Raw genomic sequence first — 15,946 nt, 5'->3', positions numbered from 1 at the left:
TTTTTAAAAAGAAAAAGAGCCGAGGCTCTTTTTCTATTATATATCAAATTCTTCGTTACTTCACTGCTTTTAGTATGCCTAATTCTTGCCACCACGCTTTTTATAGTCCTCATCGATACGCTCTTTCCAGTTTTTCGGTATGGCGCGGTTGGCCCGCAGATTGCTCACCGCATCGCTGATTACATCATAGTTGAGTCTTGTTCCTACGCTGTCCGCATTATAGTCTGCCGCCATTTCTCTGTTTATGCCAAACCGTTCGGCAGTTTCAGCGGCATCAATGTTTGCGCCAATAAATATAAACTCCCAGCCGTATTTGCTTTTCTCATGCTCTATCATCTGGCGCACTTTTTCATAGCCGTACTCCCTGCTGGCGTTTTCCATGCCGTCCGTGACTATAACGAACATCACATGCTCCGCCCGTTCTTCCTCTGCAGTGTGCCTTTGTATGTTCACAATCTTGTTTATGGTTCTTCCTATAGCGTCCAGCAGCGCTGTGCTTCCACGAACAAAATATTCCTTGTCAGTTATAGGCTCTATGCCTCTAATGTTGATGCGGTCATGAAGCAGCTCATACCTGTCGTCAAAGAGTACCGTACTTATTATGGCCTCTCCGGGTTCCTTCCTCTGCTTTTCAAGCATTGCGTTGTAGCCGCCTATGGTGTCGCTTTCCATCCCGTCCATAGAGCCGCTCCTGTCAAGAATGAATACAAGTTCAGTAAGATCCTTTTTCATGATATATCCCTCCAATCACTTTAATAATATCTTCTTTGTGATTTTAGGATATCATTTACTCCGTTAATAAAGGTCGCTTTCCAGGCGACAAATTTGAATGAGTCAAAAAGCTACATCCCCAGAAGCTTCTGGTCGAAGGCGAACAGCGCCTCGTTTATTTCAAAAATGTTGTAATTACCCTCCTCGATGAAATACTGAACTATTATGTCGAACTTGCTGCTGCTCGAAAGAGCATAGCCAGCCTTGAGCAGCAGATCCCTGGTTTCATCCAGATTCAGCCCGAGGGCTATGGCAAATGCAACTGCAGTGGCCTTGCTCGGGCTGTAGTATATATCGTTCCTGATTTTTGAAAACAGCTTCCTGTCTATGTTGGCTCTTTTGTAGGCCTGCGAATCGCTCATCCCCCGCTCGTCTATCATGCGCAGCAGCATCTGCGAGAAGGTTTCGTCCAATTGACCCACCACATCGTCGAGGCTTCTTTTGCGTTTTTTCACCGGGGCAGGCGCCTCCATCATCGGCAAATGGGCCTCTTCAAGATAGCTCTCTCTAAGCAGGCTTGCCTCGTCAAGTCTATTGTTGCGCCCTGATGGATGCTCCTCTACATACCTGTCATCTATATACTGCTTTATGGACGAAAACAGCTTCTCTGACAGCACGAATGCCGCCTTGTCATAGACTACAATATAAACCGTCATATCGTTATTCATCAGAAAATCTCCAATGACCGATATCGCCACCTTAAGCGCCTCGTCCTTGGGGTAGCCAAAGGCCCCCGCTGATATGAGCGGGAATGCGATGCTCTCGAGGCTATATTCCTTCGCAAAAGCAAGGGAATTCCTGTAGCAGTCGGCCAGCAGCTTTTCCTCATTGCTATTCCCGCCGTGCCAGATCGGTCCTACGGTGTGTATTACGTACCTGGCTGGAAGCCTGTAGGCCTTAGTTATTTTAGCCTCTCCAGTTTTGCAGCCTCCAAGGGTCCGGCACTCTGCAAGCAGCTCCGGTCCCGCCGTGCGGTGTATTGCGCCATCCACTCCGCCGCCGCCAAGCAATGATGAATTTGCCGCATTTACAATCGCGTCGGCATGGACCTTGGTGATGTCGTTTCGGATTATTTCCAGTGGCATTATCAACTCTCCTTTTCCTTTGTTGTCAAATATTAAATACCCAAACAGCATGAGTCAACACTTAGTCGTTCAGTACTCCGAAGCCTTAGTCAATTAAGAAAAGATCACCCCCTAGCCTGCGCGAGCACTTCTATGCCACGACGGACAGCTAAAGAGCATTTTTTGAAAATGATTGTATATGTAAACCAAGGGTATACTAACAAAGAAGCCAGATTTGTGACAATAGGAAAGGGGTGAATAAAGTGCCTGTAATTAAGAAAAGCATATTTATTAATGCACCTATGGAAAAGGCTTATCACTTCTCTAAGAATGTCAAGTATTGGGGCTGTTGGTATGCCGGGCTTGCCGATCCCGAAAACCTTGTAGGGGACGGTGGCTTAGGCACAGTATACGAGTCCAAATTTTCATTGATGGGACACATTTTCCCAATAAAGCTTGAAGTTATCGAAGATAATTTCACTCCTGAAATCGCTATAAGAAAAGGGGTCTTTAAAGGAACTGTAGATACAATACAAACAAGCACATTTGTTCCAAAAGGAAATGGAACTGAGGTTACCTTCGAGATTGAGCTGAGCGTCCCTGCGGTTGTCGACGACAATCCCATCAACAACGAATACTTGTTTTTAAAAACCCGAGAAAATCTGCTTGCAAATGCTCTGGAGAATTTGAGGGATTTCGTTGAATTCCATTATGGCCATAAGAGCTAAGCTTCTTATTTAGAACAATCGCATGCGCAAAGAAAACCTTTATATCATTTTATTGGTATGTATTCTATAATTAACCTTAACCCCCAGCAATACTTAGCTGTAAGCTAAACTGCTGGGGGTTAATTTGAAATCACTCAAGTATCTTCCAGAAAGAATCCTTGCGGATGATCTTTCCTTCTGCGAACTCGAGCAGATCAACCCCCCGTACCTCGATCTGCTGCCCTAATTTTGTTGTGCCGGTGAGAGTCCACTCGGATACTCCTAAATCGCCGCAGATCCAGTGCTCATCCTCTCCATAATGCACATCCGGTATCCCCTCAAATCGCTTAGCTAGCCCTACTCTAACCTCTTCCTTCCCGACATATCGATCACCCCGTGGTCTGGCTCCTCGTGGCGTATATAAGACGCAATCATCTGCGAAATAGCTCATGACGGAATCCAAGTCATGACGGTTGAATGCATCCAGGAAGCCCTTCAATTTTTCAATAGTTACTTGCTTAGACATATTATTACCCCCATATATATAAATTCCTTTGTTCGTGTCTGGCACCCGAACCCGGTTAGTTTTGCGGAATACAATATTAGCCCTCCAGCATCTGGTTGAGCTGGTCTATGAGCCTTTCAATCTCGTCCATATTATCTTTATTTTCTTTGAAGAGTCTGTTGATTTCATCGAGCAAACTTTTAACTTCGGGTTCCATTCCCTCTTCAACAGGAATCGTTTCGGATGGCTCCGTAATTTCCTCTTCGCCGAATATGCGCGATAGCGCCTTGTCCAGTGTCTCTTCCATAACTATTTTATTCTCATAGGCTACAATCACACGCTTCATTTCAGGAAGGCTGTTAGGATTGTCTGCCTTGATGTATATAGGCTCAACGTAAATCAACGATTTTTCAATTGGCACGACAATCACATTGCCGCGAAGCACCGTGGAACCTTTCTGCCCCCAAAGCGTAAACTGCGGAGAAATGACTGAGTCCTGGTCGATGCGGGATTCAATCATCAACGGGCCTTGAATGGTCTTGTCCTTAGGGAATTTGTACATGTACAGCTTGCCATAGTTTTCCCCGTCGCTTCGGGCCACTAGGAGTGATGTCATGTTGGGCTTTTCCCTTGGCGTATACGGCAACATCAGTGCAAATTCCTGAATTTCCGAATCCGCCAGTTTGAACATGACATAGTTTGATTCAATCCTCTGAACACTCTCCATATATTTTTCATTGGCTTTATCCCATATATCCTCCCCGTTATAGAATACAACCGGATTATCTACGTGGTAACTTCTGTATACCTCTGATTGAATGTCGAAGTAATCTTGCGGATACCTTATGTGCTCTAGCAGCCCGGGCGTCAGTTTACTCTTGGACGTGAAAAGATCAGTGAAAATCTTGCTGTAGGTCTGAACCACCGGATCATTCTCGTCAAAAATATAAAATTTTGTAGTCCCTTCATAGGCGTCTATGACTACTTTCACGGAATTTCTAATGTAGTTTATTTGCTTTTGGTTAAGCTCAAAAGGCTGGGAGTATGGATAGTATTGGCTGGTTGTATATGCATCTATAATCCAGTACAGTTTTCCGTCCGCCTGATTTAGCACAAGATACGGATTCTGATCGTATTCAAGGAAGGGCGCGATTCTGTTCACTCTTTCCATAATGTTTCGATAAAATATTATTCGGCTGTCGCTGTTGACCACGGTTGAAACCAGCAGCTTCATGCTCCTTTCACGATAGGCGTACAGCAGCTTGTTGATGCCCCCCAGCTCTATGCCGGCTTTTCCTTCATATCTTGTAGTCACGTTATCCGAACCGGACGGATAATCGAATTCAGACTCATCTGTATTTACAATGATGTAGTCGTTTGTCAATTCGCCAAAATACAATTCAGGACGCTTTATAACCAGAGCGGTAGACGTTACCGGAGGTACATTCTTGAATATCAGCTGCGGCTGCCCCTCTTCCGTAACGGCGTTGACCGGCGACATGACAATGCCGTAGCCATGGGTATACTTAAGGTGCATATTGATCCATGTCTTGGCCTGGTCCGGCAGCTTGTTCTGGTCCATTTCCCTGGGAGATATGAATACCTGCTTGTATTCGCCGTTAATTTTGTATCTGTCAAGGTCGATGTCATTGAATGAATAGTATAGCCTTATGCCCTGAATCTGATTGTAGGTTTCCTTCAGAGGGCGGGCATCGTTGATTCGAATATTCCCTATTGTAGCCGAATTGTTGGCCAAATCCTGCCTGACAATGCTCTGTTCCACTGGAAACTCGCTGACTTTGACATCATCCAGGGCAAACGCCTTCTGAGTATGCTCAATGTTGTAGACTAGATACTCCTTTTCCTTTTCTATTTCATCGGGTTCAACAATCAACTGCTGAACCACATACCCTACTATGCCGAAAATAATGCTGACACCTATCATTAAAACCGGGCCTGACGCTGCCAGCTTGAATTGCCCTTTCAACAGTCCATAGGCGACAGTAAATGCTGATACAAGCGAAATAACAGCAACAACTCTATAGGCTATTAATGTTACATGGATGTCCGTGTAGCTGGCCCCATATGCCACCCCGCTGGTTGAGTACATTAATTCATAGATTTGCAGAAAATACTTGGCACTGACCATCAGGAAAACTGCCATACCAAGAAATGCGATTTTTCTCAAAGCCGAGTTAAATAGTTCCTTTTTCCGCGCAGTAGCTATTGATATCAAGTTGTTTCGCCTTTTAGATTCATTTATATAGTATATGCTGCCCTCTGAAGGCGCACGAAGGGTAAGCATGACAAATAAAAATCCCACTGTTATGCCAATGACCAGTATCGTCACAAAGATGCCTATGCTCAGCAGCTGCTGATAAAGAGGCAGTTTAAACATATAAAAGTCTATATTCTTGCCGAATATAGGATCTGCACCGTCAAATCTAGTGGCATTTAAAAACATCCTCAGCTTCAGCCAGATTGAGTCTGCTATAACCCATGCCATGACACCTGAAAAAACACCTGAAAATATGGCCGCGCCCAGTTCTATCCCTCTGTCAGCCTGTTTGTCATATTCGATATGCGCCTGAACATAGTACTTTTGCTTTAGCTTCTTGATATAAGCATGCAGGCCTAGGCCTGCCAAAATCCAAAGCGGAATGAGTATTCCCAATTCGGTCACTACCCTCGTGAGAAATGTGCTCAAGAATTCATTCTTGCCAAACCACTGAAAATCGGTGATGAAATTCACTATAGCTCTTAATCCAATCGCCAGTATGATTAAAACAGTAATCAGCAATCCCGGAAGCATCCTTAAGTCAAATCTTTTTTTGCCCATTTCTACACCCCCAATTCAACGTATTACTCAATACGAATCCCCATAAGAGAATAATTTATAATTGTTTAGCTAATCGTACATGGATTAGCCAAACAATTTGAATTGCATATATGTTAATTGATACCCTATGCATACATGAACATTACTAGATACGGTTATTTTTTACGTTTAGGCTTCTGCCGAAATTTTACCATTTCTTCCCACAAAAAATATGCTCCTCCTTATAATAAACAGTTTTATTATTTTAACTGTCTACCATAAGGGGAGCATATCAATTCCAAGGGCTTTTGTATCTGGCCTAAGATCCAGATTGATTATATAGCTGCAGTGTTTGCGTTGGAAACGCAAATTCAATACCCTGCCTGTCAAATTCATCTTTTATTCGGAAATTAATCTCCTGATTTATATCCATATACACGTTATAGTCGCTATTTAAAACATAGTAAACTATCTCGTAGTCAAGGCTATAAGCACTGTATACGCAAAAGTGAGCACGCCCGAACTTTACATCTTGGACATCTTCTATTATATTTTCAATCAGTTTGGGAATTTCTTTTAATTTATCTACTGGTGTATCGTAAGTTACTCCTATCCTGAACAGCACTCTTCTTTCTTCCATTGTCTTATAATTGCTAATTCGAGAATTCGTCAGATCATGATTAGATAGTATAAGCTGTTCGCCGTTTAGCGAGCGCAAACGAGTGGTCTTCATACCAATATATTCCACTGTTCCCGATTGTTCTCCAACGACAATGAAATCGTCAATTTCAAAGGGCTTGTCAAAAAAAATAGTAAAGCAGCAAAAAAGATCTACAAGAATGGACTGTGCCGCAAATGCTATCGCCACACCTCCGATTCCAAGGCCAGTAATAAGCGACGTTATTTTGATTCCAATGTTGTCCAAAAATAGAATCAAAGCGATAGTCCAGATAACAACCTCTATTATTCTGTTTATCCAGTTCATTATGGTTTTGCTATTAGCCACGTGCATTCTGTTTTCCATGTATTTGTCAATGAAATAAAGCGAAAAGGACGAAACGATCATTGCTCCGATTGCAATTGAAGCAGCCACATTAAGCATTTTTATAGCGCTTTCAAGTATGCTGATAAGGGTTAAGTTCCTTATGCTAAAACAAAAAACTACCAAATATAAAAATGGAATGATTTTTTTGCTAGATGACAAAATCAGTTGATCATCTATTGGGAGTTGCTTTTTTTCACTCCACATTTTGAAACGCCTTACCAAAACATATTCAACAAACTTAATAATTGCAATACCTGCAGCCAAAGAAACTATGAACATAATGTAATTGAATATTGAATTGTTAAAGTATGTTACATTTAATAAATTCTCCATTTGTACCTCCGAAGCTTTTTCTAACAATCGATATTTGTGACATCAAGAGAGTCAATCAAAGCACAACTCTATACGTCTATTAAAGTTAATCTTCATTATAACACAACATCAATTTTATTTATAATAATCATCGCATACTCCTTCTCCAAGCCAAGCTTATGCTGTATGCCGCTCTAGGATAGCATTTCCCTATATAATATACTGTTGTTACAAAAAATAAAATAATGGGCATTTAAAAATATTAAAAGCCTTCGAGACTTTTGATAAGTCTTGCTGCCACTCTTACGTTGACTTGCCTGAATAAGCTATAGTATAGTTAACTTACAATCCAATTTAGGATAGCAAATCAAAATAAGAAAGGAAGTGTTTTCAATGAAGAAAAAGCTCAGCGTAATTTTTTCCCTGGTTACCGCCTTTTTTCTGGTAACAGTTATGTCTGCATCTGCTGCGCTGTCTCCAATCTCTGGAACAGTGCTCAATGACCAGCTCAACTTCAAGCTGGACGGCAAAGCTGTTGTGCCTGTGGGCGATGACGGCTCTCCTGTTTTGCCTATCTCCTACAACGGCACAACATATCTACCCGTGCGCGCCGTTGGCTATCTCCTCCGTCTTGGGATTGACTGGAATGGAAGCACCAACACAGTTATGATTGCCAGCACAACAAACAAACCAGCTCCCACAGCCGCAGCTGTCACAAAAACCCACAAGCTGTTTCCGATTTCCGGGGCGGTTCTCAACAGCAACCTGAAATTCAGCCTAAACGGCAGAGCTGCTGTTCCTGTCGGCGATGACGGCACCCCTGTTCTTCCAATTTCCTATAATGGAACAACGTATCTCCCTGTGAGGGCCATTTCGTATCTTCTTGGACTTGGAATCGACTGGGACGGAAATACCAAAACCATATTGATAAGCAGGTCAGGTGCAAGTACAAGTCCACAAACGCCTGCTACTACGCCGGGCTGGTACTTCACTAGCTGGGAGTACTATAAGAGCCCATCTGACACAATTGAAACCGGTGGCAAAGTCGGAAGGTTTGCAAACGGAGATACATATACCGACTACCATGAGGGCAAAGGTAATAAAAACGACTTCATCAACGTTGAGGCACGAAAACTGTCAAACGGCACTATTGCCGCATCGGGCCACGCTCACACGAAATGGGTTGATCCTCCTACATATTTCAGCGGCAATGATCGCCCAACCATCACAGTCAATCGAGTAGTGGAATCTACCTGGGGAATCAATGGCCTCAATATTTACTTCGGGCCGCACACCCTGAACCCGGGGGGCAAAACGGCAGGTACTATTGATTTTATAAATTCAGCAGGACAAAATTATGTACAAAACTATGATGGAACCCTGCAGATGCAAAAATCCAGCCAAGGCAAGCCTGGCGACAAACGAGCCATCATAGTGTATCTCAACGGCTACGGATTCAAGTATTATTACGAGTGGCGAGAGTAACAATACAGTGGAATACCATCAAAAAAAGCCATGTCTTTATGTTAATGACATGGCTTTTTACATTTTCATCCTTAATAAATTTGTTGGCCAATATATTTGATAAACTGCATTGTATTAAACTGTGACTATGTAACTATCTTATTCCGGCAGATGTAACATCAATAACAAGTCCAGCTGATGTAACGTCTATAACTAGAGATGAAGAAGGTACAGCTAATATTGCCAGAAGCATAAATAAAACAAGTTTTTTCATCACGATAAGCCTCCTCTCTGTACATAGTTTTGGCTCAGTCATTATAGCATTGTAAAATATATTATACAAATCATTTTACATATATTCAATATAATTGGTGGGCCATTCCCAATATTAGGATATCCGATTTATTTCTTTTTTTACATCTAAAACTCCAAAACCCTTATGTATGCTTTTTAATTCTATCAAAGGATCTCACCTACCGACTTAGCAAGTTTATTTTCTATATGCTTTTGAGCAAATCCAAGTACTGATGTCATTCCCCTGTATATCAACAGCACACAGATATACGCTTCTAAATACCTGTAGCCTGATGAACCTTCCAGCTGGGCCGTAGCCATCATTTCTTTAAATCATATATTACGGGCTTATTCACAAAATCGATATTTCAAAATGTAGTTGCGACTATTCTTATTCAATCCTGCTTTGAATTTTCGAATAAACATACTCCGTCTCCTTCTCATCTGCGAGATTGAATATTACGATTTTGTTATCAGTGCGCAGATATACAAAAGGTGGCTTATTTGCGTTGACAAACAGCTTTACTGCGCCAAGCTCTGCAGCTCTGAAATTGCCTTTCAGATGAGGTCCGATTTGAGATCCGTTGCTTCTCCACTCTATTCTTGGCAGGGTCTCCATCAGCCTGGCCTCCTGAATAGTCTCCCACTCATACGTCTCCCCGTACATGCCATGTATCTGAAGGCCCTCTTCCAAACATGAAACCTTCGTAGGCTGAGAAGAGTAAAACATCAAAACGGCGACTCCAATAAGAATTGCTGCCACAATTCCAACTACTATAGCCAGCTGCTTCCAGGCGCCCTTGCGCAACTTGCCGTTTTTGTCGTATATGTTGCCATCGAATTTTTGAGCCCTAATCAAAAGATAAATCGTTGAAGCGCCAAAAAACGCCCACGCCGCCGTCACGCCTGCTTCAATTCCCATAGCCTGGAGAATTCCCGCCGCCAAAAAAGCAATGCCGTTGGCATATAGGTATGTCCCCATGAATCTAGCCAAGCCTTCAATATCCACCCTGTCCTTTTTTTCATTTGACATGGTGTTGTAGCCCGAGATAAGAAAATACCATTTGAAAACGCGTATGGCTATGCCCGTCATTATAAAGAATATCGCTATTACAAAATAAATCCACATTCCAAACCTCCAAATCCTATATGTTCATGAGCCTAAATCACGTAGAATCATATGGTATTATGATACCCAATATGGGCGACGAGACATTCTCCTGGCAAAAAAATCAGCCCCGAAAGACTGATCCTAGAACAACTTGTGAACTTGGTGACTGGTTTAGCTATTGCCAAACTTGTGTATTATTAATATTTATAATTCATGGTGTTGTAAGACACCCAACCCACATAATATTCACCGTAATCGTCCATATACTCAACCTGGCACCATATTCTCTCTGCTGTTTCAATCTTAGTCTCATATACATAGCATTCCGACCCCTGTGGGACAGTCGTAATGACAGCAGCATCCAGTTTTGGCGCCACTCTCAAATTTGCATTCTTTGCTATGATAGTCTGATATGTACCCGATACGTTATATGCAGTATACGATGCTTCTGATGCTTTTTCTTCCTCGGCAGCCTGTCTTTCCGCCTCAGCAAACTCCTGCTCCTGCTTGGCTTTCTCTTCTTCCTTTGCAAATCTCAAGTCGTCCTTAAGATTTTTTGCCGCGGTGCTATTTGGCACAGCTTTGAGATAGTCGTTGAGCATATCCATCGCATACACGTCATCCCCATATTCGAACTCGTCTTTTATCTGGGCTATTATCTGTTCTTCAATGGCGTTCATCTGCTCCGATGTTTCCGAATATCTTTTTTTATCATTTTTTGACACTTTCAAAAAACATGCAATAGCTTTCTTGTAATCTTCCTTTTCGCAGAATTCCAAGGCTTTCTCATAGTTTGCCTTCGATTCCATCAATTCTATAGCCCTGTCCCTTCTGTCTGCTACGGCCTTGTCATAATTTTTAGAAAGCAACTTCTCGTACATGGCTATTCCATCCTTATATTTCTCCATTGAGACAAGGGCATTAGCCTGTTCTACGGTCTTCATTCGCTGTATTACTCCAAATCCGAATACCCCGACAATCAATACAACAAAAGATACAACAGCAATTATAGCGATTTTCTTTTTATCCATCTGACTCCCCCCTGAAATTATTTTCGAACAGCTTAAGCAAAAATTATTCCGCACCCTTTTCTAATTATATAGTCCTATGATATATAATAATTGCACATCTTGAGTACTATGTTACACCCGTGGAATTGTATTTTCAAGTCTTCAAAATAAATAGATCTGCCTTCTCGACAGGTGGGGCTTCATGAACAATATCACTGTAGCTGTTCTTTAGAAAGACAGCATCTTTCCTATACCCTTCAATATAATCGCTTTCTTCAAGTGTTCCGCGCATGATCATCTCACCGGCTCTTTTCCTCGTCGAAAAGCCTCTTCAATAACCGATGAACAAAAGGCTTCATCAGTTACTGATTCTATTAAAGCTACATGATTTATATCTTCAGGGATTATTTTTTCGATCCTGTCCCTTCCCATTTCTTAAGTTTCAATCCACGCACCCGCACGGGGTGCGACAAGGACATAGCGAAAAACGGCAGAGTCATATATGTTTCAATTCACGCACCCGCACGGGGTGCGACGGAAGAAATGAACGAATACATAGTCGAACAATGGTTTCAATTCACGCACCCGCACGGGGTGCGACCCATTGGACTATACTTGTTTCCTACATCATTCTGTTTCAATTCACGCACCCGCACGGGGTGCGACCAACAGCAGGGTACAACAGGAATTGACGACAAACGTTTCAATTCACGCACCCGCACGGGGTGCGACTTTCTGTAGGTCTTTATAACGCCCGGTGCCGTATAGTTTCAATTCACGCACCCGCACGGGGTGCGACGTAAATCCTTGAGCCGTCCGCACTTTCTATCGTGTTTCAATTCACGCACCCGCACGGGGTGCGACGACAAATCCAACAAGAAATAAATTGTGTATTGGTTTCAATTCACGCACCCGCACGGGGTGCGACGTCTTTTACTTCTCCATCTTTGGTGAGTGAGTGGTGTTTCAATTCACGCACCCGCACGGGGTGCGACAAATTAAGTGTGATTGTTGTGGCGAGGATATGGTTTCAATTCACGCACCCGCACGGGGTGCGACACACAATATCAGGGCAATACTCAAAGCATTATAGTTTCAATTCACGCACCCGCACGGGGTGCGACGGACTGTCGTCACCGCCAAAGCCCCACGAGTTGACGTTTCAATTCACGCACCCGCACGGGGTGCGACTAGCTGGAAACCATGTATATATTTTCTATGTTTTGTTTCAATTCACGCACCCGCACGGGGTGCGACAAAGATATTATACCAACGACAACATAGGAAACTCGTTTCAATTCACGCACCCGCACGGGGTGCGACTCATTCCAAAGAATGGCCGAGACAGGCATGTTAGTTTCAATTCACGCACCCGCACGGGGTGCGACCAGGCCACCGAGATTGCATCGGTAGTGGCCATCTTGTTTCAATTCACGCACCCGCACGGGGTGCGACATTACGAGGTCATAGACAGGAACGCTCTGCATGGGTTTCAATTCACGCACCTGCACGGGGTGCGACGTTTCTGTTCCGTATAGTTTCCGCTGCCATCATTGTTTCAATTCACGCACCCGCACGGGGTGCGACGTCGAGCGAGCCTGCCGGGATCTCGGCAAGCGGCGGTTTCAATTCACGCACCCGCACGGGGTGCGACGAAAGAGATAAAAAGACTTACAAGCTTATTGGGTTTCAATTCACGCACCCGCACGGGGTGCGACTGTAAAGGGAGTGTGTATGTGGGTGTATGGCGAGTTTCAATTCACGCACCCGCACGGGGTGCGACCCCCGCCTCGCCTACACCTATGACCGATGGATTGTTGTTTCAATTCACGCACCCGCACGGGGTGCGACTTCAACACCGCACTTATTAAACGCAGACTTGACGTTTCAATTCACGCACCCGCACGGGGTGCGACTTCAACACCGCACTTATTAAACGCAGACTTGACGTTTCAATTCACGCACCCGCACGGGGTGCGACTTAGGATTTCTACCCTTACCGCTTTTACGTTCTTGTTTCAATTCACGCACCCGCACGGGGTGCGACGGGCGACAGTTCCGGCTTGGATAAGGCACTCAAGTTTCAATTCACGCACCCGCACGGGGTGCGACCACATAGAGGCTTTGACAATGAGGCCAACGCCGGCGTTTCAATTCACGCACCCGCACGGGGTGCGACTCTTTATATTATTAATGTATCCGGAATGATATTCGTTTCAATTCACGCACCCGCACGGGGTGCGACCAAATACATAGTCCCCGAAGCCAACCATATTTTGTTTCAATTCACGCACCCGCACGGGGTGCGACCCGTGGCCTCATGGGCAAGGGTATGAACATCAAGTTTCAATTCACGCACCCGCACGGGGTGCGACTCCATGCGGTTTTGATTATGCCGGATACAAGTGGGTTTCAATTCACGCACCCGCACGGGGTGCGACTTCTGCCTACTCCTCCTGAAGTTACATCTGGAACGTTTCAATTCACGCACCCGCACGGGGTGCGACTCTTTCTTACTTATGTATGGACTGACATAACAAAGTTTCAATTCACGCACCCGCACGGGGTGCGACTCAAGCGTGACATCAAAGCCAACAACCCTGAAGTTTCAATTCACGCACCCGCACGGGGTGCGACTTGAAAATCACGAAAAAATACTCATACAAAAAAAGTTTCAATTCACGCACCCGCACGGGGTGCGACCTTATGCCTGGAAAACGACACAAACGAAATAATAGGTTTCAATTCACGCACCCGCACGGGGTGCGACTACAGACATGCTTAATGATATCAACTTACTAGAGTTTCAATTCACGCACCCGCACGGGGTGCGACATCTATTGTTATGTCAGCAGGAGCCGCTTTAGAGTTTCAATTCACGCACCCGCACGGGGTGCGACCTAAAGGTTGCTGCTGGAAAGGTTACTGTAACTGGTTTCAATTCACGCACCCGCACGGGGTGCGACTGTCGTTCTTCTTGGCTACCGTATTGGCATCCCATGTTTCAATTCACGCACCCGCACGGGGTGCGACCTAAAGGTTGCTGCTGGAAAGGTTACTGTAACTGGTTTCAATTCACGCACCCGCACGGGGTGCGACTGTCGTTCTTCTTGGCTACCGTATTGGCATCCCATGTTTCAATTCACGCACCCGCACGGGGTGCGACGACGAACTTTGCAATAACACGCTCCAAATAGTAGGTTTCAATTCACGCACCCGCACGGGGTGCGACCCACCTGTGCGCCTACATGGATCATGAGGTTATGTTTCAATTCACGCACCCGCACGGGGTGCGACCCCTGCCTATTACCACCTGGTACAGTTCGTTAATGTTTCAATTCACGCACCCGCACGGGGTGCGACTCTTGCTTTGAATAATAGCCTCATTGGTATTAAAGTTTCAATTCACGCACCCGCACGGGGTGCGACGTACTCCCTGTTCATATGCACATTGATATGACAGTTTCAATTCACGCACCCGCACGGGGTGCGACTTGGTAGAATATCCTTTCCGCCCTTTGCAATGAGTTTCAATTCACGCACCCGCACGGGGTGCGACTCGATGGCCGGGGACTATTATTACGCATCATTCAGAAGTTTCAATTCACGCACCCGCACGGGGTGCGACGCCGAAGAGTATTTAGAGGAGGCTGGCGAAAATGTTTCAATTCACGCACCCGCACGGGGTGCGACTGGGATACGGCACAGAACTCACAACCACTTTTACGGGTTTCAATTCACGCACCCGCACGGGGTGCGACTTAACAGGGTGGTGAGTGGTTGTCTATACGATTGTGTTTCAATTCACGCACCCGCACGGGGTGCGACTTTCCGCAGGCAGCGCTATCTTCGTTACCGTCTTGTTTCAATTCACGCACCCGCACGGGGTGCGACACACCTGCATAATAAAGGCCCAAGCTCTCTAGGTTTCAATTCACGCACCCGCACGGGGTGCGACCTTGCCGTTTATCTCTTCCTCATAGTAAACGTAGTTTCAATTCACGCACCCGCACGGGGTGCGACGCCCGAGCCATTGCACGTCCCAAAGGGGCAGCTAGTTTCAATTCACGCACCCGCACGGGGTGCGACTAGTGTCGCTTCCGCCTGTTATCACGTCAGCTATTTTGTTTCAATTCACGCACCCGCACGGGGTGCGACCACTTATCGAGTCCTTTTCTTCGGCTCGTACACATAGTTTCAATTCACGCACCCGCACGGGGTGCGACTAATAATCAGCGTGAATATGATGCGGTAATGCAGGGTTTCAATTCACGCACCCGCACGGGGTGCGACTCGAGTCTGTGATATCATCAGGGGTAGCTATTGAGTTTCAATTCACGCACCCGCACGGGGTGCGACTGTTGCCGTTTTGCAATTCCTCTACAAACTTTAGTGTTTCAATTCACGCACCCGCACGGGGTGCGACTGATTACCTTGGATAACAGTGGTTGCAAAGGCTTGTTTCAATTCACGCACCCGCACGGGGTGCGACACAGCCATAGTTGCGGCGCTGGGAATACTCATAGGTTTCAATTCACGCACCCGCACGGGGTGCGACTTGATGCCGTTCGCTTTTGCCCGCTCAGTCAGATAGTTTCAATTCACGCACCCGCACGGGGTGCGACGTCCCATTCGTCTGCCGGGTTATCCAGCTCGTAAATGTTTCAATTCACGCACCCGCACGGGGTGCGACTACTGTCTCATAGTTTGCCAGCGTGCTTTGAAAGTTTCAATTCACGCACCCGCACGGGGTGCGACCCCTATACAGCATGGTAATAACTTCCTCGCGGGTGTTTCAATTCACGCACCCGCACGGGGTGCGACCGCTGGAATTTTTCGCTGTCG

At 45.2% G+C, this 15,946-nt stretch carries 12 protein-coding genes and 1 CRISPR repeat array (1 of these 13 running past the window's edge); of the genes, 2 read left to right on the top strand and 10 right to left on the bottom strand.

Features of this window, described 5'->3' with window-relative positions:
• Positions 1 to 78: 78 nt before the first annotated feature.
• Together EAL2_RS11085 and EAL2_RS11080 are read right to left on the bottom strand one after the other, a co-directional pair.
• Positions 79 to 732, bottom strand: coding sequence for a vWA domain-containing protein (locus EAL2_RS11085; RefSeq protein WP_025436455.1), 654 nt, complete (start codon positions 730 to 732; stop codon positions 79 to 81).
• Positions 733 to 842: 110 nt separating this feature from the next.
• The gene (locus tag EAL2_RS11080) at positions 843 to 1,856 is read right to left on the bottom strand and encodes an O-acetyl-ADP-ribose deacetylase (protein WP_025436454.1); all 1,014 of its coding nucleotides are present in this window, start codon (positions 1,854 to 1,856) and stop codon (positions 843 to 845) included.
• A 281-nt stretch (positions 1,857 to 2,137) separates the two neighbouring features.
• On the opposite strand from EAL2_RS11080, the gene EAL2_RS11075 reads away from it, so the two are divergent.
• Entirely contained in the window at positions 2,138 to 2,563 is a 426-nt protein-coding gene (locus EAL2_RS11075; protein ID WP_158408932.1) for an SRPBCC family protein, read from the top strand.
• Positions 2,564 to 2,693: 130 nt separating this feature from the next.
• Here the strand turns inward: EAL2_RS11075 and EAL2_RS11070 are convergent, their stop codons facing one another.
• The 3 genes from EAL2_RS11070 to EAL2_RS11060 form a co-directional block, all read right to left on the bottom strand.
• A complete protein-coding gene (locus tag EAL2_RS11070) occupies positions 2,694 to 3,068 on the bottom strand; it encodes a nuclear transport factor 2 family protein (RefSeq protein WP_025436452.1) in 375 nt (124 codons plus the stop codon).
• Positions 3,069 to 3,144: 76 nt separating this feature from the next.
• On the bottom strand, positions 3,145 to 5,886 hold the full coding sequence (locus EAL2_RS11065) for a UPF0182 family membrane protein (RefSeq protein WP_025436451.1): 2,742 nt from the start codon (positions 5,884 to 5,886) through the stop codon (positions 3,145 to 3,147).
• A gap of 298 nt (positions 5,887 to 6,184) precedes the next feature.
• Positions 6,185 to 7,243 carry a mechanosensitive ion channel family protein gene (locus EAL2_RS11060; RefSeq protein ID WP_025436450.1) on the bottom strand — a complete coding sequence of 353 codons (1,059 nt, stop codon included), beginning with the start codon at positions 7,241 to 7,243 and terminating at the stop codon, positions 6,185 to 6,187.
• Between the two features lie 432 nt (positions 7,244 to 7,675).
• Here EAL2_RS11060 and EAL2_RS11055 point away from each other — a divergent pair, with 432 nt between their 5' ends.
• Positions 7,676 to 8,707, top strand: coding sequence for a copper amine oxidase N-terminal domain-containing protein (locus tag EAL2_RS11055; protein ID WP_242842525.1), 1,032 nt, complete (start codon positions 7,676 to 7,678; stop codon positions 8,705 to 8,707).
• 438 nt (positions 8,708 to 9,145) lie between these two features.
• On the opposite strand, the gene EAL2_RS15555 is transcribed toward EAL2_RS11055, so the two are convergent.
• From EAL2_RS15555 to EAL2_RS15650, 5 genes are all read right to left on the bottom strand, one after another.
• On the bottom strand, positions 9,146 to 9,304 hold the full coding sequence (locus EAL2_RS15555) for a hypothetical protein (protein WP_158408931.1): 159 nt from the start codon (positions 9,302 to 9,304) through the stop codon (positions 9,146 to 9,148).
• A 67-nt stretch (positions 9,305 to 9,371) separates the two neighbouring features.
• Positions 9,372 to 10,109, bottom strand: a complete 738-nt coding sequence (locus EAL2_RS11050; RefSeq protein WP_025436448.1) for a DUF3784 domain-containing protein — start codon at positions 10,107 to 10,109, stop codon at positions 9,372 to 9,374.
• A 179-nt stretch (positions 10,110 to 10,288) separates the two neighbouring features.
• On the bottom strand, positions 10,289 to 11,122 hold the full coding sequence (locus tag EAL2_RS11045; protein ID WP_025436447.1) for an SH3 domain-containing protein: 834 nt from the start codon (positions 11,120 to 11,122) through the stop codon (positions 10,289 to 10,291).
• A gap of 133 nt (positions 11,123 to 11,255) precedes the next feature.
• On the bottom strand, positions 11,256 to 11,393 hold the full coding sequence (locus EAL2_RS15550; RefSeq protein WP_158408930.1) for a hypothetical protein: 138 nt from the start codon (positions 11,391 to 11,393) through the stop codon (positions 11,256 to 11,258).
• Between the two features lie 2 nt (positions 11,394 to 11,395).
• A complete protein-coding gene (locus EAL2_RS15650) occupies positions 11,396 to 11,533 on the bottom strand; it encodes a hypothetical protein (RefSeq protein ID WP_207641152.1) in 138 nt (45 codons plus the stop codon).
• Positions 11,534 to 11,540: 7 nt separating this feature from the next.
• Positions 11,541 to 15,946: a CRISPR direct-repeat array (repeat unit 32 nt; unit sequence GTTTCAATTCACGCACCCGCACGGGGTGCGAC); it runs 180 nt beyond the window's last position.

It is taken from the genome of Peptoclostridium acidaminophilum DSM 3953, from assembly GCF_000597865.1.
Lineage (GTDB): Bacteria > Bacillota > Clostridia > Peptostreptococcales > Peptostreptococcaceae > Peptoclostridium_A > Peptoclostridium_A acidaminophilum.
The sequence above is the reverse complement of the archived record's forward strand: the minus strand, read 5'-3'. Positions and strand labels throughout refer to the sequence as shown.

What these genes read in the sequence shown, in the direction of transcription:
- EAL2_RS11085 (WP_025436455.1), bottom strand. Translation starts at nt 732, where the DNA reads ATGAAAAAGGATCTTACTGAACTTGTATTCATTCTTGACAGGAGCGGC.
- EAL2_RS11080 (WP_025436454.1), bottom strand. Translation starts at nt 1,856, where the DNA reads ATGCCACTGGAAATAATCCGAAACGACATCACCAAGGTCCATGCCGAC.
- EAL2_RS11075 (WP_158408932.1), top strand. Translation starts at nt 2,138, where the DNA reads ATGGAAAAGGCTTATCACTTCTCTAAGAATGTCAAGTATTGGGGCTGT.
- EAL2_RS11070 (WP_025436452.1), bottom strand. Translation starts at nt 3,068, where the DNA reads ATGTCTAAGCAAGTAACTATTGAAAAATTGAAGGGCTTCCTGGATGCA.
- EAL2_RS11065 (WP_025436451.1), bottom strand. Translation starts at nt 5,886, where the DNA reads ATGGGCAAAAAAAGATTTGACTTAAGGATGCTTCCGGGATTGCTGATT.
- EAL2_RS11060 (WP_025436450.1), bottom strand. Translation starts at nt 7,243, where the DNA reads ATGGAGAATTTATTAAATGTAACATACTTTAACAATTCAATATTCAAT.
- EAL2_RS11055 (WP_242842525.1), top strand. Translation starts at nt 7,676, where the DNA reads ATGTCTGCATCTGCTGCGCTGTCTCCAATCTCTGGAACAGTGCTCAAT.
- EAL2_RS15555 (WP_158408931.1), bottom strand. Translation starts at nt 9,304, where the DNA reads ATGATGGCTACGGCCCAGCTGGAAGGTTCATCAGGCTACAGGTATTTA.
- EAL2_RS11050 (WP_025436448.1), bottom strand. Translation starts at nt 10,109, where the DNA reads ATGTGGATTTATTTTGTAATAGCGATATTCTTTATAATGACGGGCATA.
- EAL2_RS11045 (WP_025436447.1), bottom strand. Translation starts at nt 11,122, where the DNA reads ATGGATAAAAAGAAAATCGCTATAATTGCTGTTGTATCTTTTGTTGTA.
- EAL2_RS15550 (WP_158408930.1), bottom strand. Translation starts at nt 11,393, where the DNA reads ATGCGCGGAACACTTGAAGAAAGCGATTATATTGAAGGGTATAGGAAA.
- EAL2_RS15650 (WP_207641152.1), bottom strand. Translation starts at nt 11,533, where the DNA reads ATGGGAAGGGACAGGATCGAAAAAATAATCCCTGAAGATATAAATCAT.